The organism is Streptomyces sp. ASQP_92 (assembly GCF_025399895.1).
Taxonomy (GTDB): domain Bacteria; phylum Actinomycetota; class Actinomycetes; order Streptomycetales; family Streptomycetaceae; genus Streptomyces.
The window spans coordinates 125,395-147,137 of the sequence record NZ_JAODUA010000015.1 but is presented as its reverse complement, the minus strand read 5'-3'; the positions used below and the strand labels follow the sequence as shown (position 1 = coordinate 147,137).

24 protein-coding genes are annotated in these 21,743 nt (G+C 69.6%); 10 read left to right on the top strand and 14 right to left on the bottom strand.

The window, feature by feature from the left end; genetic code table 11:
• Window positions 1-223 precede the first annotated feature (223 nt).
• Complete coding sequence (locus N4G70_RS27305) at window positions 224-1,255, top strand: hypothetical protein (RefSeq protein ID WP_261715382.1); 1,032 nt, start codon at window positions 224-226, stop codon at window positions 1,253-1,255.
• A 71-nt stretch (window positions 1,256-1,326) separates the two neighbouring features.
• On the opposite strand, the gene N4G70_RS27300 is transcribed toward N4G70_RS27305, so the two are convergent.
• Window positions 1,327-1,851 (bottom strand): AAA family ATPase, encoded by a 525-nt coding sequence (locus N4G70_RS27300; RefSeq protein ID WP_261715381.1) that lies wholly within the window; start codon window positions 1,849-1,851, stop codon window positions 1,327-1,329.
• A 185-nt stretch (window positions 1,852-2,036) separates the two neighbouring features.
• On the opposite strand from N4G70_RS27300, the gene N4G70_RS27295 reads away from it, so the two are divergent.
• From N4G70_RS27295 to N4G70_RS27280, 4 genes are all read left to right on the top strand, one after another.
• Window positions 2,037-2,651 carry an NUDIX hydrolase gene (locus N4G70_RS27295; protein WP_261715380.1) on the top strand — a complete coding sequence of 205 codons (615 nt, stop codon included), beginning with the start codon at window positions 2,037-2,039 and terminating at the stop codon, window positions 2,649-2,651.
• On the top strand, window positions 2,648-3,370 hold the full coding sequence (locus N4G70_RS27290) for a dienelactone hydrolase family protein (RefSeq protein ID WP_261715379.1): 723 nt from the start codon (window positions 2,648-2,650) through the stop codon (window positions 3,368-3,370). Before N4G70_RS27295 ends, N4G70_RS27290 begins: the two co-directional genes overlap by 4 nt.
• A gap of 247 nt (window positions 3,371-3,617) precedes the next feature.
• Window positions 3,618-4,010, top strand: coding sequence for a glyoxalase (locus tag N4G70_RS27285; protein ID WP_261715378.1), 393 nt, complete (start codon window positions 3,618-3,620; stop codon window positions 4,008-4,010).
• 647 nt (window positions 4,011-4,657) lie between these two features.
• Complete coding sequence (locus N4G70_RS27280) at window positions 4,658-5,530, top strand: hypothetical protein (RefSeq protein ID WP_261715377.1); 873 nt, start codon at window positions 4,658-4,660, stop codon at window positions 5,528-5,530.
• Window positions 5,531-5,628: 98 nt separating this feature from the next.
• Here the strand turns inward: N4G70_RS27280 and N4G70_RS27275 are convergent, their stop codons facing one another.
• The gene (locus N4G70_RS27275; protein WP_261715376.1) at window positions 5,629-6,186 is read right to left on the bottom strand and encodes a quercetin 2,3-dioxygenase; all 558 of its coding nucleotides are present in this window, start codon (window positions 6,184-6,186) and stop codon (window positions 5,629-5,631) included.
• 119 nt (window positions 6,187-6,305) lie between these two features.
• Between N4G70_RS27275 and N4G70_RS27270 the strand changes: the two genes are divergently transcribed.
• Window positions 6,306-6,785 (top strand): MarR family winged helix-turn-helix transcriptional regulator, encoded by a 480-nt coding sequence (locus tag N4G70_RS27270; protein ID WP_261715375.1) that lies wholly within the window; start codon window positions 6,306-6,308, stop codon window positions 6,783-6,785.
• Window positions 6,786-6,823: 38 nt separating this feature from the next.
• On the opposite strand, the gene N4G70_RS27265 is transcribed toward N4G70_RS27270, so the two are convergent.
• A complete protein-coding gene (locus N4G70_RS27265; RefSeq protein WP_261715374.1) occupies window positions 6,824-7,465 on the bottom strand; it encodes a hypothetical protein in 642 nt (213 codons plus the stop codon).
• Between the two features lie 337 nt (window positions 7,466-7,802).
• On the opposite strand from N4G70_RS27265, the gene N4G70_RS27260 reads away from it, so the two are divergent.
• On the top strand, window positions 7,803-8,546 hold the full coding sequence (locus tag N4G70_RS27260) for a dienelactone hydrolase family protein (RefSeq protein WP_261715373.1): 744 nt from the start codon (window positions 7,803-7,805) through the stop codon (window positions 8,544-8,546).
• Window positions 8,547-8,781: 235 nt separating this feature from the next.
• On the opposite strand, the gene N4G70_RS27255 is transcribed toward N4G70_RS27260, so the two are convergent.
• From N4G70_RS27255 to N4G70_RS27245, 3 genes are all read right to left on the bottom strand, one after another.
• Window positions 8,782-8,958 carry a hypothetical protein gene (locus tag N4G70_RS27255; protein ID WP_261715372.1) on the bottom strand — a complete coding sequence of 59 codons (177 nt, stop codon included), beginning with the start codon at window positions 8,956-8,958 and terminating at the stop codon, window positions 8,782-8,784.
• A gap of 181 nt (window positions 8,959-9,139) precedes the next feature.
• Window positions 9,140-9,775, bottom strand: a complete 636-nt coding sequence (locus N4G70_RS27250; protein ID WP_261715371.1) for a hypothetical protein — start codon at window positions 9,773-9,775, stop codon at window positions 9,140-9,142.
• 273 nt (window positions 9,776-10,048) lie between these two features.
• A complete protein-coding gene (locus tag N4G70_RS27245) occupies window positions 10,049-10,441 on the bottom strand; it encodes a RidA family protein (protein ID WP_261715370.1) in 393 nt (130 codons plus the stop codon).
• 72 nt (window positions 10,442-10,513) lie between these two features.
• Between N4G70_RS27245 and N4G70_RS27240 the strand changes: the two genes are divergently transcribed.
• Window positions 10,514-11,422: a LysR family transcriptional regulator gene (locus N4G70_RS27240; RefSeq protein ID WP_261715369.1), complete on the top strand. Its 909-nt coding sequence runs from the start codon at window positions 10,514-10,516 to the stop codon at window positions 11,420-11,422.
• Window positions 11,423-11,555: 133 nt separating this feature from the next.
• Here N4G70_RS27240 and N4G70_RS27235 read toward each other — a convergent pair whose 3' ends face one another.
• The 5 genes from N4G70_RS27235 to N4G70_RS27215 all read right to left on the bottom strand — a co-directional run bounded on the left by N4G70_RS27235 (window position 11,556) and on the right by N4G70_RS27215 (window position 16,561).
• Complete coding sequence (locus tag N4G70_RS27235) at window positions 11,556-12,185, bottom strand: ScbR family autoregulator-binding transcription factor (RefSeq protein WP_261715368.1); 630 nt, start codon at window positions 12,183-12,185, stop codon at window positions 11,556-11,558.
• Window positions 12,186-12,331: 146 nt separating this feature from the next.
• The gene (locus N4G70_RS27230) at window positions 12,332-13,081 is read right to left on the bottom strand and encodes a TetR/AcrR family transcriptional regulator C-terminal domain-containing protein (RefSeq protein ID WP_261715367.1); all 750 of its coding nucleotides are present in this window, start codon (window positions 13,079-13,081) and stop codon (window positions 12,332-12,334) included.
• 242 nt (window positions 13,082-13,323) lie between these two features.
• Window positions 13,324-14,070 (bottom strand): class I SAM-dependent methyltransferase, encoded by a 747-nt coding sequence (locus tag N4G70_RS27225; protein WP_261715366.1) that lies wholly within the window; start codon window positions 14,068-14,070, stop codon window positions 13,324-13,326.
• 290 nt (window positions 14,071-14,360) lie between these two features.
• Window positions 14,361-15,569, bottom strand: coding sequence for a Cmx/CmrA family chloramphenicol efflux MFS transporter (locus N4G70_RS27220; protein ID WP_261715365.1), 1,209 nt, complete (start codon window positions 15,567-15,569; stop codon window positions 14,361-14,363).
• Between the two features lie 443 nt (window positions 15,570-16,012).
• On the bottom strand, window positions 16,013-16,561 hold the full coding sequence (locus tag N4G70_RS27215; protein ID WP_261715364.1) for a YciI family protein: 549 nt from the start codon (window positions 16,559-16,561) through the stop codon (window positions 16,013-16,015).
• A gap of 254 nt (window positions 16,562-16,815) precedes the next feature.
• On the opposite strand from N4G70_RS27215, the gene N4G70_RS27210 reads away from it, so the two are divergent.
• Window positions 16,816-17,427 carry an endonuclease gene (locus N4G70_RS27210; RefSeq protein ID WP_261715363.1) on the top strand — a complete coding sequence of 204 codons (612 nt, stop codon included), beginning with the start codon at window positions 16,816-16,818 and terminating at the stop codon, window positions 17,425-17,427.
• A gap of 103 nt (window positions 17,428-17,530) precedes the next feature.
• On the opposite strand, the gene N4G70_RS27205 is transcribed toward N4G70_RS27210, so the two are convergent.
• Window positions 17,531-18,001 carry a DUF5709 domain-containing protein gene (locus N4G70_RS27205; RefSeq protein ID WP_261715362.1) on the bottom strand — a complete coding sequence of 157 codons (471 nt, stop codon included), beginning with the start codon at window positions 17,999-18,001 and terminating at the stop codon, window positions 17,531-17,533.
• A gap of 369 nt (window positions 18,002-18,370) precedes the next feature.
• Window positions 18,371-18,532, bottom strand: a complete 162-nt coding sequence (locus tag N4G70_RS27200) for a hydrophobic protein (protein ID WP_120726616.1) — start codon at window positions 18,530-18,532, stop codon at window positions 18,371-18,373.
• Window positions 18,533-18,837: 305 nt separating this feature from the next.
• Here N4G70_RS27200 and N4G70_RS27195 point away from each other — a divergent pair, with 305 nt between their 5' ends.
• Window positions 18,838-20,382, top strand: coding sequence for an AMP-binding protein (locus N4G70_RS27195; RefSeq protein ID WP_261715361.1), 1,545 nt, complete (start codon window positions 18,838-18,840; stop codon window positions 20,380-20,382).
• Window positions 20,383-20,495: 113 nt separating this feature from the next.
• On the opposite strand, the gene N4G70_RS27190 is transcribed toward N4G70_RS27195, so the two are convergent.
• On the bottom strand, window positions 20,496-21,467 hold the full coding sequence (locus N4G70_RS27190; RefSeq protein WP_261715360.1) for a polysaccharide lyase family 1 protein: 972 nt from the start codon (window positions 21,465-21,467) through the stop codon (window positions 20,496-20,498).
• Window positions 21,468-21,743: the final 276 nt, after the last annotated feature.

Genomic DNA, 21,743 nt, shown 5'->3' with positions numbered 1-21,743 from the left:
GGGTCTGTGACGGGCGGATTGAGTGATCTGCGTCACTGGGTTACTGGATGACTGGGTGACTGCCTCACTGGGTTGCTGCTCCACTCCGTCGCCGCGGCCGCCGAACGGCGGCCTGCGGGGCTGGTGGGAGCGGTCACATGCCCACCGATGACAGTGCCGGTGTGGGCGGAGGCGGCCAGGGCCCCCGCCAACCCCTGCCGTCGAGGTGTCTAGGGTCGCGACCATGACGAGGACCACGCCCTTGCGCCCGCTCGACGTCGAGGCGCTCTTTCCGGAACTGGCCGCCTTCAGGGGCACGACGACGCGGCTCCATCCGCGTCCGGGCCGACCCGAGCCCTCGGCGAGCTCCGTGGGCGGCCCCATGCTGTGGCCGGCGGACGAGCCGTGGCCGATGTGCGACGAGGCGCACGGCCGTGGGCGCGGACGGCGTCCCGCCGACATCCACCGCTATCGACAGGTTCTGGCCGCCGCATGGGCCCGCGAACAGTCGTCGGGCCCGACGCAAGAGGAACGGGAACTCCTGGACGACCTGCACCGGGTGCACCGGATCCCCGGGACATCCGACACGGACCCGTTGCCGATGATCGGCCTGGCGCAGTTCTACCGGCGGGACGTGCCCGACCTGGCGGCGGGACCGGACGACTGCGATCTGCTGCAACTGTTCTGGTGCCCCTTCGACGCGCATGGCCCGGGCCGCTACGACCTGAACCTGCACCTGCGGTGGCGACGCTCGTGGGAAGTCGCCGAACCGTTGGCCGAACCGCCGCAGCCGCTGGTGGTCGGCGCCGACTGCTTCGTGCCCGAGCCATGTGTGCTGCACCCGGAGCAGGTGGTCACCTATCCGTTCGCGGGGCTCCTGCCCGAGGATCTGTGCGCGCGGATCGACGCCTGGGAGACCGCCGCCGAAGAGGAAGCCGAGGAGTCGGCGGACGACAACACGGCGGAGACGCCCGCCTATCAGTACGACCTGTCCATTCCGCCCGGCTGGCGCGTGGGCGGATTCGCCTCCTGGCACCTGACCGACCCGTACCCCATGGACTGCCTGACCTGTACGACACCGATGCACTTGCTGCTGACCATCGACAGCTCGGAGTGGGACGGCGGCAGCGGTAGTTGGACGCCCCTGGAGGACCGGAACCAGGCCACTCGCCCGTGCGCCACTCCCACCGAGGTCGCGGTAGGCCGTTGGGGCGAGCTCAACCTGTTCGCCTGCCCGACCGATCCCGAACACGCGCACCGCTGGAGCATCCAGTAGCAGGTTGCACACCCGCCGTTGGGAACACCTGGGCACAGGGCGGCCGGGACCACAGAGCGGCGTGGGCGGCGTCAGCTCTTGACGGCCTCCGCGATGTGCTGGGCGACCTGTTCGGGCGTGAGGTGCGTGGTGTCGACGACTTCGGCCTCGCGGTGCAGCCACGTGCGGGCCGCCTCCGCGTAAGGCTCGACGTATTGGAGACGGAACGGGGAGTTGGGGCCGGTGACGGTGTCGCCCGCGATGCGCCGGAGCAGGGTCTCCTGATCGACGTGGAGCACGAAGTGCCGTACGGGAATGTCATGTTGAGCCAGCCCCGCGCTGATCTCGCGCCAGTACCGCTCGACCAGAACGGTCATGGGGATCACCAGGGTGCCGCCGGTGTAGTCCAGTACGTGGCGCGCGGTTTCCACGACGAGCGGCCGCCATGGCGGCCAGTGCTGAAAGTTGGTGGTCCTCGGCAGCCCCGGCGTGATGTCCATGAGCGTCTCGCCGACCTTCTCGGCGTCGAACACCCTTGAATCCGGCAGGAGTTGCTGCACAAGCGCACTGGTCGTCGTCTTGCCTGCACCGTGGGTGCCGTTGAGCCATACGATCATGGGGCTCAAAGTTAACTCTTCGTCGTACTGATGAGCTCGCCTCTTCGCTCAGTCCCCCACCACCCACCCCAAGGGCTCCGCAGGCCCGCCATCACATCTCACCCATCCCGTGCCGTGGCACGCTATGCCGCAGTCAACGCTCCAAACCCCGGATGGACACACACAGCCCCACCTACAGTCGACACATGCCAGATGACCAGCACCCCGTGACCCTGGACGACGGCGTCGAGATTCCCTCGCCAGCCGAGGATGAGCTCTGGACCGTCGGCGCCGTCATCCTCAACGCGGATGGCATAGCCTTCGCTCAGAAACGCAGTCCCCACCGGCGGCTCTTCCCCGACTGCTGGGACATCGTCGGCGGCCACGTCGAGCCCGGCGAATCACTGCCAGACGCCCTCGCCCGAGAGATCGAAGAGGAGACCGGCTGGCGCCTGCGCCGCATCCGGCGCCTCCTCGGGATCGCCACCTGGACCGGCGACGACGGGGGCGGAATGCGGCACGAGGCCGATTACCTCGTCGAGGTCGACGGCGATCTGGACCACCCCGCCCTGGAATGGTCCAAGCACACGGCCTACGCCTGGTTCGGCCGCACTGACCTTCCCCGCCTCAAGCAGAACCGAGTCCCCGGCGAATACCTCATCCACGACCTGATCGCGAAGGCCGTACAAGAGCGCGATGACTCTGTCGGGCGCCTCCGGCGCGGTGGGCCAAGTCCCGCTCCGGCCGCGGCCGAACACCTTCTGCCGACGGTGAACACCGGCCCGACCTGGCTGGACGGTCACTACGGTCCGGACTCATGACGATCACCACACGTACAGTCGAATACCCTGCCGACACCCTCACGATGATCGGGCACCTCGCGCTCCCTGCCGGTGATGAGCGTCGGCCCGCGGTCCTGATCGGGCCTGAAGGGATGGGGCTCAGCGACGTCGAACGCCGCCGAGCCGATGCCCTGGCCGAGCTGGGATACGTGGCGCTGGCCTTTGATCTCCATGGCGGGCGCTATTTGGACAACCCCGAGGAGATGCTGGCCCGTTGCATGCCGCTGCTCGCAGACCCCGACCGGATGCGCGGCATTGGCCACGCGGCACTGGACGTCCTGCGCGCCGAACCGCGGGCCGACCCCGACCGGGTCGCCGCGATCGGTTACGGCACCGGGGGCGCGGTCGTGCTTGAACTCGGGCGCGACGGAGTCGACTTGCGTGCGATCGGTACGGTCAACGCACTGACCACGGGCCGACCGGGCGAGGCGGCACACATCCGTTGCCCCGTGTGGGCCGGGGTCGGATCGGAGGACCCGATCATGCCGCCCACACAACGGGAAGCATTCGCCGCCGAGATGCGGGACGCGGGCGTCGACTGGCGTTGCGTGATCTACGGCGGGGCCCTGCACGCCTTCCACCACCCGACGGTCAACCACACCACACCCCCGGGCGTCGGCTACCACCCACGACACGCTCAGCGAGCCTGGCGCGACATCGTCGATCTGCTCACCGAATGCCTGCCCCTGACGAAGTGACCAGCTCGGCTTCCGGCGTTCATTCCTGTCCCGACCGGCCGGGGAAGCTCCGGCCCTCACGGACGGCAGGGTCCGACGCATGCGTCATGGCCACCAGAGATGACCGAAGGAGTCATGGACCGAGTAGGTGTTTTCTGAGCGTCACCTTCTCAACTCCCCGTTCCTCTGCCGGGTCCGAACCCTTGCCAGGACCTACCGCTCAACCCTCATTATCTTGACGTCGAGATTCTTTGGCGGAGGAGCAGATGTGGCTCAGGGAAAGCTCGGATACGTCCTTGGCGGCCTGCATCACGTGCAGCTCGCGATACCTCCAGGCGCTGAGGAGATCTGCCGCGAGTTCTGGGGAGACGTTCTCGGCATGACCGAACTTGAAAAGCCGCCGGCGCTGGCGGCTCGCGGTGGGTGCTGGTTCCGAGGCGGTGGCCTGGAGGTCCACTTGGGCATCGAAGAGGACTTCCGCCCGAACAGAAAGGCACATCCGGGCATCCTCGTGACCTCGCTGCGGGCACTCGCCAAGCGGTTGGAGGACAAAGGAGTGAGCGTCACCTGGGATGACAACTTCCCAGGCCACGATCGCTTCTACGCGTTCGATGGGCTGGGCAATCGGCTCGAGTTCCTTGAACCTGTCGGCGCTCGCTGACGTCGCGTGCGTTGCGGAGGGCGTTCACGCACCAGTCGATCGCGCGCTCGACAACTCGCACGCCAGCAAACCCAGTTGAGGGAACAACCCGCCGATCATGGGGTCGCCCCCTCGCACGTCCCACCCCTTGCCACCCACCCCGATCCGATCGCTCCACCAAGCCTCGCCTACCCGCCTCCGGTTTCCCGTTTCCCGTGTGCGAGGGGAGACAGGGAAACAGGCGTCGCGCCCGCATGCGCCGGAAAGGCACCTCTCAGTCCGGCGACGACAGCCGGCGGTGTCCCGCGCACGGGACACACTCGCTTCCGTGGTGACACGGGTACCGCCTCCGCGACGGACGCGGGCCACCACCCTTCGTGAAGGATCCGACCATGTCCTTGATTTCCACCGTGGGTCGCCGCGTGGCCGCCCCCTCCTCTGCGCGACGGCGCTGCTCGGCGGGGCTCTCGCGCCTACGGCATCCGCGGAACCGGCCTTTCCGCAGACCGACGCCCGGCCACAGCCCCGACGCACCGACCAGCCGCCGAGGGGTGGCTGAGCCTCCGGAGGCGGATACTGAGAGCGAGCGCTGTCGGTTCGAGCACTCCCGACCGGCATGAGCGACGAGTCATCCTCCGATAGCTCAGAGCCACCGCCGGAGGCTCTCCATGAAGACCTGGACAACTGCGACCGGTACAGGTGTGGCCGTCCTCCTCGCACTGGCTGGAAGCGCCCAGGCCACGGGTGCGTCTTCGGTCACGTCCTCCCACGCGATCGGGCTCCCGACCGCCGGCGCGAGTGTGCCGGCCGCGAAGACGCCGACGTCGCGAGCCACGCCCGCCATCGGGAACACGGCGCCGGCCCCCGCCACCGTCGTCGAGGACTTCTATGCCGCCCTCAACGCCCGCGACTACCGTCGCGCGTGGGACCTGGGCGGCAACCACCTCGGCCAGACCTACGCGTCCTTCGTGGGCGGCTTCGCCGAGACCGCCTTCGACGCGGTCAGCATCGACGGAGTGAGCGGGAGCACGGTCGACGTCCGCCTCCACACGATCAGGACCGATGGAAGTGCCGCCGATTACGCGGGTACGTACACGGTGGAGAACGGGACGATCACACACGGCTCGCTGCACCAAGTGGCCAACGGCGACAGTACCGGCCCTCCCCCATCGCCCACCCCGCTCGCCCTCAATCCGGCCGTGAGCCAGTCCACTGTTCGTTCCACGATTTGTGTACACGGCTGGGCGGCGAGGGCGCGGCCGCCTGCCGGCCGGACCGAGGAGATCAAGAAGCGGCAACTCGCGGCCTCCTCCGTGGCGGACAAGAAGCTCGCCCATTACGAGGAGGACCACATCGTCCCCCTGGAACTCGGTGGCGCTCCTCTGGATCCGGCTAACCTGCGCCCGGTGCCGCTCGCTCGGGCCCACACCGACGACCGCCTGGAGGACTCCCTCCATCGTGCCGTGTGCTCGGGCACCATGCCCTTGGCGGCCGCTCAGGCACAGATCGCGCAAGCCAAATCAGGAGAGGCGCAGCCATAGCCCAGCTTCCCAGGCTCTCCCACAGCACTCCCGCTCCCCCCCCTGGCCCCGCCCACAGGGCCCGCGCGCCCCGCGGCGCCGCCCCCGCACACTCGTCGTCATCCCGTCTTCCACTGATGATCCGGCAGGAAGCGCACGTCGTACCGCTGGGGGACGGTGCTGAACTTCTCGGGAGCGGGGACGAAGGGCGCGTGCGGGAGGCCGAGTTGGTCGGTGGGGGCGCCCAGGGTTTCGAAGAAGCGCTCGAAGGTGCCGCCCGGCCCCGCGGCGACGCCGACGACCTGGCTGTGGTGGCGCTCCATGCGGTAGGCGTGCGGGCAGTTCTTGGGGACGAAGCCGAAGTCGCCGGGGGTGAGTAGCTTCTCCTGCTGGTTGCCGCGGGGGTCCTCGACGAAGAGCCGGACGGCGCCTGCGGTGACGTAGAAGACCTCATACGTGTCGGCGTGCACATGGGCCGGGATGAGGTTGCCCTTGGGGCCTTCGACGGTGAAGAAGTTGAAGGCGTTTTCGGTCTGCTCCCCGCCCGCGTAGATGGTGATCAGGTCGCCGAACAGGTGGGCGCGGTCGCCGTCGCCCTTTTCGATGAAGTAGGGCGTGCTCGGCTCGGCGGGAATGCGTGAAACCCGCCGGTGGGCGGTGGCGTACTCGATCGTCATGGTCGCTCCAGTTCCGAACGTGGAATGTCAGGTAGCCTGACATAACCATTCGGTGGTGGGCAAGCCGACGCCCCGCAGGTCTTACGCTGGGCGACCCAGCCACTCGTAGCGAGGAACGCATGCACGTCACTGGCCGCAGCCTCCCCCAGCTGCTCACCGAGGCCCGCCGCTGGTTCGAGGACGCTCTGCTGGCGAGCCTCGAAGAGGCCGAGGTGGCGCCCGTTTCGCCCACCCAGATACAGCTCTTCTCGGTGCTCGACACGGAGGGCACCACGGTGTCGGAGCTGGCCAGGCGAACAGGGGTCACCCGGCAGACCGCGCACCAGGCCGTGCACGGCCTGGTGGCCGCCGGGCTTCTGGAGCAGACACCCGACCCCTCCTCCGGTCGGCAGCGGCTTATCCGCCGCACCGCCCTGGGAGAGCGCGCCCACCGCCAGGCCGGCGTCGTTCTGGAACGGCTGGAGGACGAACTCGCCGAACGGATCGGCCGAGCGGCGGTCGAGGCGCTGCGCAGCGCCTTGGAAACGCCGTGGGGTGCGCCGCCCGTGCTGCCGCCGTCGCCGGGCGAGGGGCGGCCAGGGGCGCGAACGTCGGGCTGAACGTGGGAAGGTCGGCGGCGGCGTCGACCACTTCAGGATCACATCGCGGCGCCGGCCATAATCGCCTCGACCTCGCGTGTGACGGCCGGTTCGGGCGACTCGGTTACGCCGAGGAGGAAGGCCGACTGCTCGGCGCCCTGCGCGACGATGGTGAGCCGTATCCGGCCCGCTCGACCGCCGTCGTCGCGCGCGCTCAGCGACACCGTATAGGCGGGGTGCCCGCTCACGCTGGTGGGCCGGGACTCCTCCAGTGTCGACGTGCCGTCCGGGTAGAAGAACTCCGCGTTGGACCGCGCGGCCGCCTCCGTCCGCCGCTGGAGCGTGGACTCGTCGACCGCGCCACCGCGTCCGGCGAGCACGGCTGCTCCGCCATGGCCATCGGGCCCCGCCTTGGTGATCGAGGAGGTGAAAGCCTGGATCAGGTCCTTGCCGTCGTTACGCTTCCATCCGTCCGGTATGGCGTACGAGAGGCCAGCCGCGCTGTCCGTCACGCGCGGCCGCCCGGCGAGCGGGGAGTTGTCGCCGTCGCGGGTGAGCCACCACATCGCCCCTGCGAGCAGCACCAGCAGCAGAACGCCGGCGGCGCCCACGACCCTGATGTGTCGGGTGCGCCGAGGACCGGCGGGGAGCGGGGGCATCGACGGCAGGGGTGGCGGGCAGACGGCGGGTGGCGTTGTCATGACCCCAGCGTCCCTTGCGCGGCGGGCGCGGACCTGGGTGCTCGTACTCAATTCGAGGCCTCAGGTACTCACTCCGCGGTGAGCGGTGGCCAATGCGAACGCTAACTGGCATGTGGGGAAAGGGCATTGGCGTCCGCTCCACCCGGTGGACTACATTGCGGGGATGTCTACCGGGACGGCATCGCGCCACACACGGATGGGTGACCCGGTGCTCCGCTGAGCACCGTAGGGGCCGTTGCGCGCCCGCCCTCGGGCAGAGGACTCCGCGTTGCCGCGCGGGCACCGCCTCCGTCGTGTTGACCACAGGTTCGATCCGTCAACCACGACTGGAGCACTCATGCACACCACGACGTTGCGCATTCCCACCGCCGACGGCCAGGCCGACGCCTTCGCCGCCCACCCCGCCCACGACGGGCCGCACCCAGGGGTGTTGATGTACGCGGACGCCTTCGGCATCCGGCCCGTCGTACGGAAGCTGGTCCTCGAACTGGCCGGGCACGGTTACTACGTACTCGTTCCCAACGTCTTCTACCGGCACGGCCCGACACCGGTCGTCGAACTGCCCGAGCACATCGGCGCGGAGGACCGTCCGGCGGTCTTCGCCCGAGTGATGCCCCTGATCGAGGCACACACCGCCGACCGCGTCCTGCGAGATGCCGACGCGTATCTCGACTTCCTCAGCGACCAGCCCGAGGTCGGCGCCGGACCGGTCGCGGTGACCGGGTACTGCATCGGCGGTCTCCTCGCCCTGCGCACCGCCGCGGCCCATCCCGGCCGCGTGGCCGCCGTCGCCGGATTCCACGGTCCCGTGGGCGCCGATCGGGCCGACCGGGACCGCCTCATCTCCGAGCTCACCGCCCCGGTCCACCTCGGCCACGCCGAAAGCGACATGACACCCGAAGCCCTCGTCGAGCTGAACCGGGCCCTGGACGCCGCGGGTGTCGACCACACCTCCGAGATCTACCCCGGCACCACCCACGGCTTCACCATGGCCGACACCGACGCCTACGATCCCGCCGCATTGCAACTCCACTGGGACCGTCTGCTCCCCCTCCTCGACCGCACCTTGAAGCGCCGGTAGGCCTACGGCCCGTATGAACCCGGGGTCGGCCGCCGACAGGCAGGTGGGTCGGCGGCCGGCTGCCCGGACCCGGAATCCGGCAGCGTGGCGACGGCTCCTCGGGGCCGCAGCAAGCGGCGGGTCGTCTCGCGCATCGACGTCCTGCCGGCCGGTACGGAGCCGGGTGTCGGCGCGTCACCGCAGACTGGCCGCACTCCCGAACCTCCCCTTCGGCACGCGCGTCCTTCCCACAGCCTCAATGACCGGACTCGGGTGCGGGCCGGGCCGCAAAACGGCTCAGCCGGTAGGTCGTCGGCAGTGCCAGGCGGCCGCACAGCGTGTCGATCCGGATCGTCGACTCATCGACACCCGCCTCCCGAAGACCGGACAGTCGCGCGCGCAGCGCCGTCTCGTCCCGAGTCTCGAAGATCACTTCCCAACACCCGGCCTCCGGCGCCGTGCGTGCGGCAAGCCGCTGCCTCTCGGCCTCTTGCCGCCGCCTTCTCTTTCCCTGTCCCGGCACCACCCCACCCTCGCCGACCCGGCGGTTCGACGGCAAGGCGGATCGCAGCAGGTATCGGATCCCGGCTCGGGCATCACTCACCAACCAGGCATCAGGGCCTGCGGCGCTTACCCGCGTAGAAGACGCTCGCCCCGGTGACCACGAACAGGCCCGCGGAGATGGGCAGGCTGACCGTGCCGACGCCGCGGTCGTTCGTCTCCTGCACCCACGGGTCGAGCAGGCCGAGCGGATCCTTGAAGACGATCACGTGCTGGCCCTGCTTGAACTGGCCGTGGCAGTTCTGCCGTTCGCCGAGTTCGTATCGGGTCCCCGATGTGTCGATGACCGTACAGACGTCGAGTTGGGTGCCCTTGCCGTTGACTTCCCGGCCGGTGCCGAGGACGACGGCGTCGGCCGGTGTGCCCAGCTTCTTGGCCCAGACCTCGTAGAGGGTCGGGCCCGCGAACAGCGGCAGGGCAAGCCCGGTGGCGCAGGCCAGGGTGGCGACTCCGGCGCGGCGCCAGCTGCTTCCGACCACGATGGCCGTCGCCGCGACGACGACCAGCACCACGATGATTCCCACCCAGAGCCCGTACGGATACTGGGTCAGGAATCCGGCGGCGGTGCCGACCACGGGTATGCCCACCGACCATCCGAGGGTGGTGCGCGTGCGGCGACCCCGGGACGCGTTGCCGCCGCCGACCGGGTGGGGCTGGTTCGTCGGGGCTGTTTCGGCGGTGTTGTTCATCGAACCCTGTTCGCGGTAGTGGTGGTCGGCCCCCGGGTGAGGGGAGGGAGCGGGCTGCCGTCCGCCCCGAGCCGCCGTCGGATCGTAGACCACCGCATCCACACGGTGGCGCGGCCCTATGAGGACGGGGTAAAACTCCGCCGCTCCGACGAACGTGGCCCTTCTCTCTCCGGCGCGGCCCCCTTTGCACTCCCGCTTACAACTCGGAGCAGCTCGTCACTGTCACCCACGACAGCCACGATAGACACGCGCGTCGCGGCGGTTCATGAGCACCTACCCAGAAGCACCCCGCCGCGCATACACCTCGATCTCGATCTTCATCCGGGGGTCGGCAAGGCCGCACACGAGCATCGTGGCCGCCGGCCTGACGTCACCGAACCAGCGGCGCAGCACCGGCCAGCAGGGCTCGAAGTCCTCGCGGTCGGGCAGCAGATAGCGCACCCGTACCACGTCCGCGAAGGTGCACTCCGCCTCGGTCAGGGCGGCCCGGATGTTGCGCAGGCACTGCTCGGCCTGTTCCACCACATCGTCGGAGATGGTCATGGTGGCGTAGTCGAACCCGGTCGTCCCGGACACATGCACCCACTCGCCGTCGACCACGGCGCGGGCATAGCCGATCTGCTCCTCAAAGGTCGAGCCGCTGAGGATCGCACGTCGCTCTGTCATGCGCCGAACGCTAAGTGGCCTGCGTGGATACGTCTAATACGTTCTCCAGCACGACCTGATATTTCTAGGCGTATGGAGCGACCCGAACTTCCCCTCGCGCAACTGCATGCTTTTGCCGTGCTCGCCGAGGAACTGCACTTCGGCCGCGCCGCCGCCCGGCTCGGCATCGCGCAACCGCCGCTGAGCCAGCAGATCCGCCGCCTCGAGGACAAGGTGGGGCACGCTCTGTTCCGTCGCGAACCGGGCGGAGTCACCCTCACCCCGGTCGGTCATGAACTGTTGCCCGCCGCGCTGCGGGCCCTGACCGGCCTGGCCGAGGGCCTGGCCGCGGCGAGGGCCGTCGGTGACGGCCAGGCGGGCCGCCTGCGCATCGGTTTCGCCGCCTCGCTCGCCCTGACCGTCCTGCCCGATCTGCTGCGCACCTTCCGGGACCGGTACCCCGGCGTGCGTCTGGACATCCAGGAAATGACCACCGCACCGCAACTGGCGGCCCTTCGGGACGAGACCATCGATGTCGGCCTCCTGCGCGAACCCCCAACGGAGGAAAGGGAGTTCAGCTTCAGGACCGTACTCGACGAACCCTTCGTCGCCGTCCTGCCGACGGCACACCCCCTGGCGGCTCAACGGACCGTGCGACTGGCCCAGTTGTGGGACTCGCCCTTCGTGCTCATGCCTCGTGAAGTGGGGCCCGGCTTCCACGACCAGATCATCGGCTTGTGCGCCGCCGCGGGTTTTACGCCTCGGACAGTCCAGTACGCGGTGGAATGGCAGACGGTGTGTGCGCTCGTGGAAGCCGGACTGGGGGTTTCAGTGGCCCCGGCCGGCATCCGACGCATCCGCCTCAAAGGAGTCGCGTTCCGCGGGCTCGGTCCTGGGACCGCTCGCACACGGGTCGCCGTCGCCTGGCGGACCGACCACGCCAACCCATTGGTCACGTCCCTTCTGTCGACCGTTGCCCAACGCCGTTCCCGCAGGCCCTAGTTGACGGGACGCGCCACCTTTGCCGTGCCCTGAAGGTGAACCGGCCGGGAGCGCAGCGTCCGCCACGGCCGAAAGGTGGACCGGAGGGCACGCCTCCCCCGCCCAGGTTCAGCCATCCACCATCCCCCCTCCCTCAGATGTCTTCGGATCCGGCCCCCGACGCCAACAGCCCCTCCAGTACCGACTCGTGGGCGAGGCGGGGCAGCAACAACCCCCAGAAGCGCGTCAGTGTCGTAGGAGACAGCCACTGCGGGTCCTGGCCGCCCAGCGCCTCGAAGCCGGCGAGGGCGGCCACCACAGCGAGTGCCGCGTCGTGCGGCGACACCTTGGGCGCCAATTCTCCCTCGCGGTCCGCCCGGGCGAAGGTGGCCTCCACCCAGTCCTGCCAAAGCCCGTGCGGATCCTCACCCGGATCCCTCGACGCGGGGTTGTTGCCCAGGCCGAACCCGGCCCGCAGCACCACGTCCCCACGCAGTCCCTGGACCAGGGCATGACTGGCGTCGATCAGCGTCTGGAGTGTGACGTCGCCGGGCCGCCGTTCGCTCCCGGTGATCCGCCCCAGTCGCTGCGCCGCGGCCTCGCGCACCGCACCGGCCAGGGCCGCCTTGCTGGCGAAGTGGAAGTGCAACGCGCCATTGCTCACCCCCGCACATGCGCTGATCGTGGCGAGCGACGCGGTCTCGAAGCCGTCCCGGTCGAACTGCTCGGCGGCGGAATCGATCAACGCGTTGCGCGTACGTAACGCGCGTTCCTGTCTGGCCATCAGGCACTCCATTGCTGCGGAGGGATGCCGTACGCACGGAACGGCGGGCCTACGTCCTGCACGGGCAGAACCACACCCATGATGCTGTCGCTCGACCGCGTCATCACGACACGGGGTCGGGGTCTGCTCGCAGAGCCCCGCAGCCGCTACCCGGCGGCGTCGCCCACATCGGTGAGACGGACCTCAAGGCCGTCCAGGATCCGCTCCAGGCCGTACACGAAGTTCTCGTCGCGCGTGGCACGCGGGTCCTTGCCCCGCTGGTCGGCGTACCCCTTGCGCAGTCGCGGATAGGCCTGCGCGGCCTGCTCGGCGGCCGGCCACAGGCGCTCCACCCACTCCCGCTCGCTCTGGCCGCTGCGCGCCAGCATGGTCAGCCACGCCGCCTCGCTGGTCGCCATGCCGGTGACGTACGCGAACACCGTGCGTACCGCGTGGTCCGACTCCCTCAGCGGGAAGCCCGCCGTCTCGAACGTCTCGATCATCCGGTCCGAGAGGCGCATCAGGTTCGGTCCCAGGTGGGCGACGCCGACGTCGCCCAGCACCGAGGCGATCCACGGATGTTTGAGGATCATGTCCCGCAGGCTGTGGGCGCGCAGAGTCGTGGTCTTACGCCAGTGCGACGACTGCGCGGCGCCGGGCTCGTCCAGCTCCCCGTACACCTCGTCCACCACAAGCTCGATGAGCTCGTCCTTGTTGGCCACATGGCGGTAGAGGGACGTGGCTCCCGCTCCGAGGCGGGTGCCGAGCTTGCGCATGCTCAGCGCGTCGATCCCCTCCGCGTCCAGGAGCCGGACGGCTTCGGAGACGATCTGCTCCCGACTCAGCGCCGGTTGCTCGCGGCGCCCGCGTGGACGCGTCCACACCGACGGAATCGCCTGCTGCTCGTCGCTCGGCATCCGCCGGCCTCCCTCGTCCCGTCCCGGACCCATCGCACACGCCCTGCGCGTCGTGCGCACGCCGTATGGTCCTGGGTACACCGTGCGCTTGAGCGTACACCAGGCGAGGATGCGGGGGCGGGGGTCGGTAGGGGCAGGGCCGCCGAGACCCCAATTCGCTTGCGGCCAGCCGCAGTTGACGGGCGGTCACCACGCACCCGTGCCCCGTCGGCAGCACACCGACGGGGCTTGCGTACGGTCGGTCAGGCGCGGCAGCGGAGCATGGTCAGCGGCGGGTTGCCGTAGAAGTCGTCCCAGAACTCCCGGCCGTACTTCTCGATCCCGGCCGGTGAGATCTCCATCGGCACCCACTCGATGCCCGTGAATCCCGCCGCGGACAGGCAGCTCTCCAGCGTTTCCCGGCTCGGCGGGATCGCCGTGAAGGAGACGGGGTGATCGCCGAGGAGCGCGGTGATCTTCGACGGAATCCCGATGGGAGAGGTCTCACCGGTGGCCTCGCAGCGGAAGCCGTACTTGTCCAGCGGCGGCCCGTCGAAGCGGTAGGACGGGTTCATGGTGAACACGAAGAATTCAGCCCCCTCGGCAAGGTTGGCGCGCACGACGCGGCACAGCTTCTCCACGGCGGCCACGTCTTCGGCGTAGTTGAACAACTGCACCGCCACGCCGACGTCGAACGTGCCCACTTCACCCATCCCGGCGACGTCGCCGACCGCGTACCGCACACCCAGCGGAGCGGACTCCTCGATCTTCTCGCCGACCGCGATCATCTCGCCGGAGACGTCGATACAGAACACGTCGGACGCCCCGCGCCGCTTCAACTCGCGGGCGTAGAAACCGGTGCCGCCACCGAGGTCGATGACGGACTTGCCCGTGACATCCCCGACCATCGCCAGGAACGCGGGTACTTCGCCGTACTGAATGAGGGGCAGGGTCTTGAAGCCCTCGAATGCCTCACCGATCTGGTCGTACTGCTGCTGCGCATCGGACATGGGATGCTCCCCGTGGTGGTGCGAGTGTGGTGGACATCGCCCCGGAGCAACACAACTGCCGCGGGGCGACGCTGTGTTCGGCAGTCTCTACGAGTCCGGGCCACGGCCCGTATTGGCGTAAAGCACAAAGATCCGGTCGTCGGGCCGGATTGCCGCACGAGGGGAGCGCCGGGCGAAGCGGCCGGCGGATGGCCTCCCGGTCCCGACCCGGCTCTGAAGGCCCTCCGCGCACCCGGGCCGGCGGCCCGCCGCCGCAAGGAGGGCGGACCACAGGCTACGGGGCACGACGGTCAGGAACGGGCTTCCAACGGACGCTCGTCCGGACTGTTTTCCGCGGCTCCGGCGTCGCCCTTGCCGGTGATGCCGGTGGCGCGGGCCAGCGCCGCCACGATCAGCGCGGTGGCGACGAGCACGGCGCTCACCACGAGCGGCGAGCGGTAGCCGTGGCCGGCACCCAGGGCGAGACCGCCCAGGGCGGGTCCGGCGGCGGCGCCGACGTTCATCGCCGCCGTGGCGAAGCCGCCGGCGAGGATCGGGGCGTTCGAGGCCGTGTAGAGGGCCTGGGCGATGAGCGTGGAGCCCACGGCGAAGGAGAGCGCCCCCTGCACGAAGACGAGGATCAGCGTCACCACCGGGTTGGCCGCCGTGAGGGCGAACACCAGCCAGCCCGCCAGCAGCACGGCCCCGCCCACCGCGAGCACCTGGCCGGGCCGGCTGTCCGCCAGCCGACCGCCCACGTTGACCCCGACGAAGGATCCGATGCCGAACAGCGCCAGGGTGGCGGGCACCCAACCGGAGCCCAGATCCGTCACGTTGGTGATGACGGGCGTGAGATAGGTGAACGAGCAGAACGTCGCGCCGTTGACCAGCGCGCCGAGTACGAGCGTCATGACCAGCCGGGGTGTGCGCAGCGCCCGCAGTTCGTGGCGGACGCTGGGGGCCGCGGGGTCGACGGGTGTCGCTGGCACGGACCACAGCACGGCGACGATCGCGGGGGCGGAGATGATCGCGACGCCCCAGAAGGCCGAGCGCCAGCCCCACACCTCGCTCAGGACGGCGCCGAGGGGCACGCCCGCGATGCAGGCGAGGGTGACTCCGCTGAGCAGGACCGAGGTCGCCCGGCCCTTTGCCCGGGGTCCGGCCATGCTCGCGGCGGTCGCGAGGCCGACCGCGAGGAAGCCCGCGTTGGCGAGTGCGGCGACCACCCGCGTGACGAAGAGGACCTCGAAGCCGTGGGTGAGGGCGCCCACGACATGGGCGAGGAGGAAGGTGACGAGGAAGGCGAGCAGCGCCCGGCGGCGCGGCCATCGCAGGCTCAGCGTCGCGACCAGCGGTGCGCCGACGATCATGCCGACGGCGAAGGCCGAGGTGAGCGAGCCGACGGCGGGGAGGGACACGCCGAAGGCGGCCGCCATGTCCTCCACGAGCCCGGACAGCATGAATTCCGATGTTCCCTGGGCGAAAACGGCCAGCCCGAGAACGTAGATGGCGAATGGCATGAAGAAGCTCCGACTACATCGCAGAGAGGGGAAACGCGACGCATGGGCACAAGGCCGTGCGTCGCGTGGGAGCCGTCCGGGAGTGAGTCCAGGACGTGATCCCGCGATGCGGTGGATCCGTGACGGATGCGTGACGCGCTGCTCGGCCGAAGGGCCCAAGTGAGCAGGTTCGTCAGGGAGTTACGCGATCAGCCACCGGATCACCGGTGGCTCGTTTCTCTCCGCCTCAGGGCTCGACATGCCAGGCAAAATAACAACGCCGGGATCGCGGTGTCCAACGCATTGGATGGCCCGGTCGCGCTCGCAGCTCCTCGGGAACCTCGCACGGCGATACGGTCGGCAACTGTTACCTCCTCCTCCCCACCCACACCCCAGCTCGCGAACGGCTGAGGTGTGAGCGCGACTTCGGAGTTGGCAGACGGCGCCGCGGCGCTATCGGTGGGTCACGAACGGCCGCCGAACTGCCAGCGGTGGACCTCGACGGTGGCGTACCGGTCGACGGTGAGAACCGCGCGCGCCGCGTCCGCGTCGGGTGCCCGGACCAGCGCCGCCGTACCGAGCCAGGCGGTCGCGTCGTCGGACAGCAGGGGGCCGTACGCGATCAACTCGCCCGTTTCGCGCGGCAGTTCGAGATCGACGGCTTCCCCCGCGCCGAGGCCGAGCACCAGGAACCTGTCGCCATCGGTGCGGCCGCCGGGGAAGTCCCACATGGTGCGACCCAGTATGTTGCGCCACCGCCGAAGCAGGACGTCCTGGTAGACGCCGGCCTGGTAGCCGGGCTCGTCGAAGGCGAACGCGCGGGCCGCGGCCGGGTCGGGCAGGTCGACGATGTGCACGCTTCCGGTGGGCTCCCCGCCGTCGGCGGTCAGCGTGGGACCGCGGGCGATGAGCTCCTTGGCGTACTGGTCCATGTAGGACCAGTGGTCGTGCAGCAGCTCGTCGCGCAGCGCGAGGGAGCCGGGCCGGTCTCGGTGGTAGCAGAAGAATTCCATGGGCGCAGACTCTTCCCGACGCGGGACGCCGCCTCAACCCGGTTGGTCGGTGAGGTCTCGCGGACCGGTCGCCCGCCCCCTGACGCAGCCGTTCACATCTTCGCGCGCCCCGACAGGCTGGGCCGCCATGCCCGCGACGCGCCCCGGGCCGGTCGACTGCGGGGCGCGAAGCCCGGGTGACCGATGTCGGTGGGCTCGACGGTTATGTTCGGGAGCGACGGTCGAGACCGGCCCCACCCGAGAGCGAGGCTCTGATGAATACCGAGGACACGCTGGCCGAGCTGCTGCGCGAGCACGGTCGGAGCTACGCCGAGGAGGCCGGCATCACCCTTCGCGACAAGCCGTCCCCGCTCTACCAGCTCCTGGTGCTGGCCGTGCTGTGCTCGACGCGGATCAAGGCGAACATCGCGACCGACGCCGCACGCGAACTGTTCCGGTCGCGGCTGCGCACCCCTCGGGTCATGGCGGACACGGACTGGCAGACCATCGTGGACGCCCTGGGCCGTGCGCATTGCCGCCGCTACGACGAGAGCACCGCGACGGCCCTCCTGGAAGGGGCCGAGGTGGTTCTGCGGCGCTGGCGCGGAGACCTGCGCCACCTGCGGGAGGAGGCGAACGGCGACCCCGAGGCCGTACGGGAGCTGCTTCAGGAAGTGCCGAGGATCGGCCCGGTCGGAGCGGGCATCTTCTGCCGCGAAGCGCAGGGCCTCTGGCCCGAACTGCGCCCCTTCTTCGACGACCGGGCGCGGGAAGCCGCCGCCTCGCTGGGACTCCCCGGCACCGCCGAAGGCCTGGCACGCCTCGTCCCTCCGGACCAGCTTCCGCGCCTGGCCTCGGCCCTGGTCCGCTCCGGCCTGAAGCACTGAGCCCGGCGCCCCGGGCCAGGAGAGCCGAGCCCCGGAGAGCCGAGCCCCGGCCTGACGGCCCGTCGGCCCCAGGACCTGCCGACGGGCCGTCAGGCCGACTGCCTCAGAGGCGGTCGGCCTCCTCCGGCCACGCGCTCTCCGCGTCGTCGATCAGGTGCACTGCCGCCTCCTCGGCGGACGCGGCCCCTCCGTCGATGCCCATGTCGGAGCCCAGCATGTCCTTCTCGGCGTCCTCGTGGGCGCCTTCGTCGGGTGCGACGAGCCGTCCCGCGCGTTCGTCGCCGACCTCGGCGTCGGCGAGATCCTCGTCCTCTTCGTCCAGGTAGGGCTGCGGTTCGGGGACTTCCTCGGCGAGCCGCTCGTCGAGGCTCTCGCCGTCGTGCTGTTCGCGCGCGGTGGTACCGGTGTGGTTCACCGCGAGGGGGCGTTCGGGCGGGGACCAGCCCTCGTCGTAGGGGTCGGCTTCCCGGTCGTTCAGCGTGTCCTCGGCGTCCAGGATTCCCGCGTCCTCCACGACCCCGTCTCCGCCTTCCGGCTGGTAGACGTCGTCGGCCCGCTCGTCGTCGGCTGCCATCACACACGCTCCTGTTCCATCCGTAACGCTGCGTCGCCGCCCTGCCTTCACGGCCGTGTGAGCGGTCGACCGGGCCCGTCTCCTGCACGGGCCCGCCCAGGACGCGTTTCCCGCTTCATCCAGTTCACACCCGGTCAGGTGGACCCTCAACCCGGGTCACCACCCGCACACCCCCGGGGCGCCCGACCGGAGCGGCTGCCGCGCCCTGGAGGCAACCGGTTCCCGACTGCGGCGCCGGCAACCGCCCCGGTGCCTGACGCCTACCCCTGTGTGCGGACGTTGCACATGCCAACGACGGCGAATCCCGGACACGGCTGTGGGGCCCACGCCTCACCGGCGTGGGCCCCACAGATTTCCGCGCTTGCTGGTTTACCAGCGGTACCAGCGACCGCTGCCGCCCTTGGGACGGGCCACGAATCCGATGACCCACAGCACCAGCACCACGAGCGCGACCCACCAGAGGATCTTGAGCGCGAAACCGGCACCGAAGAGGATCAGTGCGAGAAGAAGGACGAGAAGCAGGGGAACCATGGTTATCAACCTCCGGAACTCCGAGTGCCCCGGAATGTTCGAGCCATGCAACCGGACTTGATTTTTTGCTTATGCCGGCGGACGCGCATCCTCCACCCTGCCGTCTGCGGGCGGGTCGATCTGCCGCGCATCGACGAGGCCCCCGGCACCCATGCGATCCAGCCAGCGGCCACCGGGCCGCACTTGGAGGCGCGGATCAAGAAGCACTAGGGTGTTTTGGTTGCCTCCAGCAACCACCTACCACCTACCAGGGCGGAATCACCGCACCGCGTGACCGGCGTACCGCGCGCCAGAAGGAATGCACCATGCCATCAGACACCCAGACCTTCCGCACCTATGTCGAGGAGAACCTCGACGCGCTGAAGGGGGACCCCGGGCGTGAAGTCCTCTTACACCAGGAACGGCGGGTCACCGCGGGCGAGTTCCGTGATCTCGTCCACCGGATGGCACGCGCGCTGCGCGCCCAGGGCATCGTGCGCGGCCAGACCATCACGCTGCTGTGCGGCAACCTGCCGGAGACCATCGCGGCGCGCTACGCGGCCCATCTGATCGGCTGCCGGGTCAACCACCTCTACAACAAGCTTTCGGCCGATTCGCAGGCGGCCATCGTGCGCGATGTCGAGACCCGCGCCCTGATCGTCGATCCCCGATACCTGGAACGGGCCATCGACATCACGGAGTTGGCGCCCGGCCCAGACGTTCTCGTGCTCGGCCCGGCGAAGGTGGGCAGGGACCTTCTGGAGCTGGCGGCCGAGCAGTCCGCCGAACCGCTGACCGGCCTCGCCCGGCCGGACGACGTGTGCACCATCCGCCACACGGGAGGCACCACCGGCCATCCCAAGGGCATCTGCACCACGCATGAGCAGGTGCGGGCCTTTCGGGGAGCGGCGGCGGGCCCCGGGGAACAGCCGCCGCGGCTGCTGGTGTGCACCACCCTCGCGCATGCCGCCGGAATGATCGCCGACGGTGTCCTGCGGGGCGGCGGATGCGTGGTCCTGCTGGAGGAGTTCGACCCCGCCACCGTCCTGGAGGCCATCGAGCGCGAGCGCGTCAGCCACCTGTTCCTGCTGCCTCCCCTGCTGTATCAGCTCATGGACCACCCCGATGCGGCCGTGCGCGACACCTCCACCCTGCGCAGCATCGCCTACGGGGGCTGCCAGTCCTCCCCCGCCCGCATCGCCGACGCCATCCGCCGCTTCGGCCCGGTACTGGTCCAGTTCTACGGTCAGAACGAGGCCGGCGGTATCAGCCTGCTCGGGCCCGAGGACCACGACCCGAACCGGCCGGACCGGCTGCGCTCCGCCGGGAAGGTGCTGCCCGAGGTGGACGTTGTCATCCGTGACGAGACAGGTCGCGACCTTCCGGTGGGTGAGCACGGCGAGATATGTGTGCGCTCCCCCATGCTCATGAAGGAGTACTGGAAGCAGCCCGAGCTGACCGCTCAGGTGCTGCGGAACGGGTGGTTGCACACCGGCGACATCGGATTCCTCGACGGCGACGGGTACTTGACGGTGGTCGACCGCATCAAGGACATGATCGTCGTGGTGGGTGGCCATGTGTACACCACCGAGTTGGAGGACCTCCTCAACTCGCACCCCCACGTCCGGCAGAGCGCCGTCTTCGGGGTTCGTGACGCCGACCGCATGGAGCGGGTGCACGCCGCGGTGGTTCTTGCACCCGGCAGCGCTCTCAGCGCACGGGAGCTGCGCGAGCTGGTGCGTGAGGAACGTGGCTCGATGTACGAGCCGGCCGAGATCACCTTCGTCGACGCACTGCCTCTGACCGACGCCGGCAAGCCCGACAAGAAGCGCTTGCGCCGTCAGGCCGAGCGGCGGTTCAGCATGGCCTGACCCACCACCCCGGCGCCGCAGGCTCCACCTCCCGCGCACCCGGGCCGCCGCTCGGCGTGGTCCGCGCCGAGCGGCGGTGCTGAACTGCCGTGCGGGTCGCCTCAGTTGGGGCGTCAGAGCTTGCCGGCTCCCGCTCCCGCGGTCACGGAGGCGACGACGGACGAGGCCGGTTCGGCCGTGTAGGTGTAGGGCGGCGTGGTGAACGAGCCCGTCCGGGAGACCTCGAGGGCGGCGCCTCCGAGGTCGTTGCCCCGCAGGTTGGCGTAGCCGTCGGTGCTGCTGTCACGGCTGGTGGTCACCGCCACCTTCGTCGAGCGGAAGACGTTGTTCTCGACGAGCATCTGGGCGCCCATCCGGGAGTGCACGGCGGTGTCGGCGCCTTCGACGTAGTTGTCGTAGAAGTGGCCGGTGCCGAACCGGAGGCTGGGGATGCGCGACTGGACGTTGCTGAAGTGGTTGTGGTGGTACGTCACATGCAGATGCCCGGTGTCCTCGGAGGCGTTCTTGTCGCTGTGCCCGACGAGTGAGCCTTTGTAGTGGTCCTTGAAGTTGTTCCAGGACACCGTCACCTGGTCCGAGCCGTGCGTGATGTCGACCAGTCCGTCGTAGTAGTCCTTGCCGTGGTTGAGGTCCGAGGAGAAGGTGTTGTGGTCGATCCACACCTTCGTCGACTTCTGGACGGTGATGGCGTCCGCGGGTGCCACGGCCCTGCTGATGTTCAGATTGCGGATGACGACGTTGTTCGCCTCCTTCAGACGCAGGCCGCCGCCGGTGAACCCGGATGCCGAACCGACGCCCAGGACCGTGGTGTTGGAGCCCACGTCGACCTGCCCGGAGAGCTGGATCAGGCCACTGACCTTGACGACCTTGGCGCTGCCGCCGGTGACGGCGGTCTTGAAGGCGGCCAGGGTGGACACGGTGACCGGAGCGGCGTTTCCGCCACCGGTGGTGCCGGCGCCGAACCCGACGGGGGCGGTCTCGGCGGCGCCCGCGGACTGCGGCAGCGCGATCGCCGCGGTGGCCGCGATGGCGGTTGCCGCCACGAGGAGGGCTCGGGGGCGGTTGTGGGGGGAGTGCATGCGCATGACGGTGGATCCCTTCGGACGGGGATGTGGCCCAGCGGATCGGGCGCTGCGGAGTGACGTCCGGCAGTTCAGTGTGGTGAACGACGTTCTGATACCTGATGTGCGCCAGGCGCGGACATGCGCTACAACTGCCGGTACGTCAGCGCATGCCGCAGGGCGAGCAATCGGGGGTCACACTGGTGAATGGAACGTAGAGTGCAAGCGCTTTCTCGTCAACGCCTGCGACGGATCTGGTGCCAGGACGTCAGAACCGTTGACGCGCCCGCCGATCGCCTC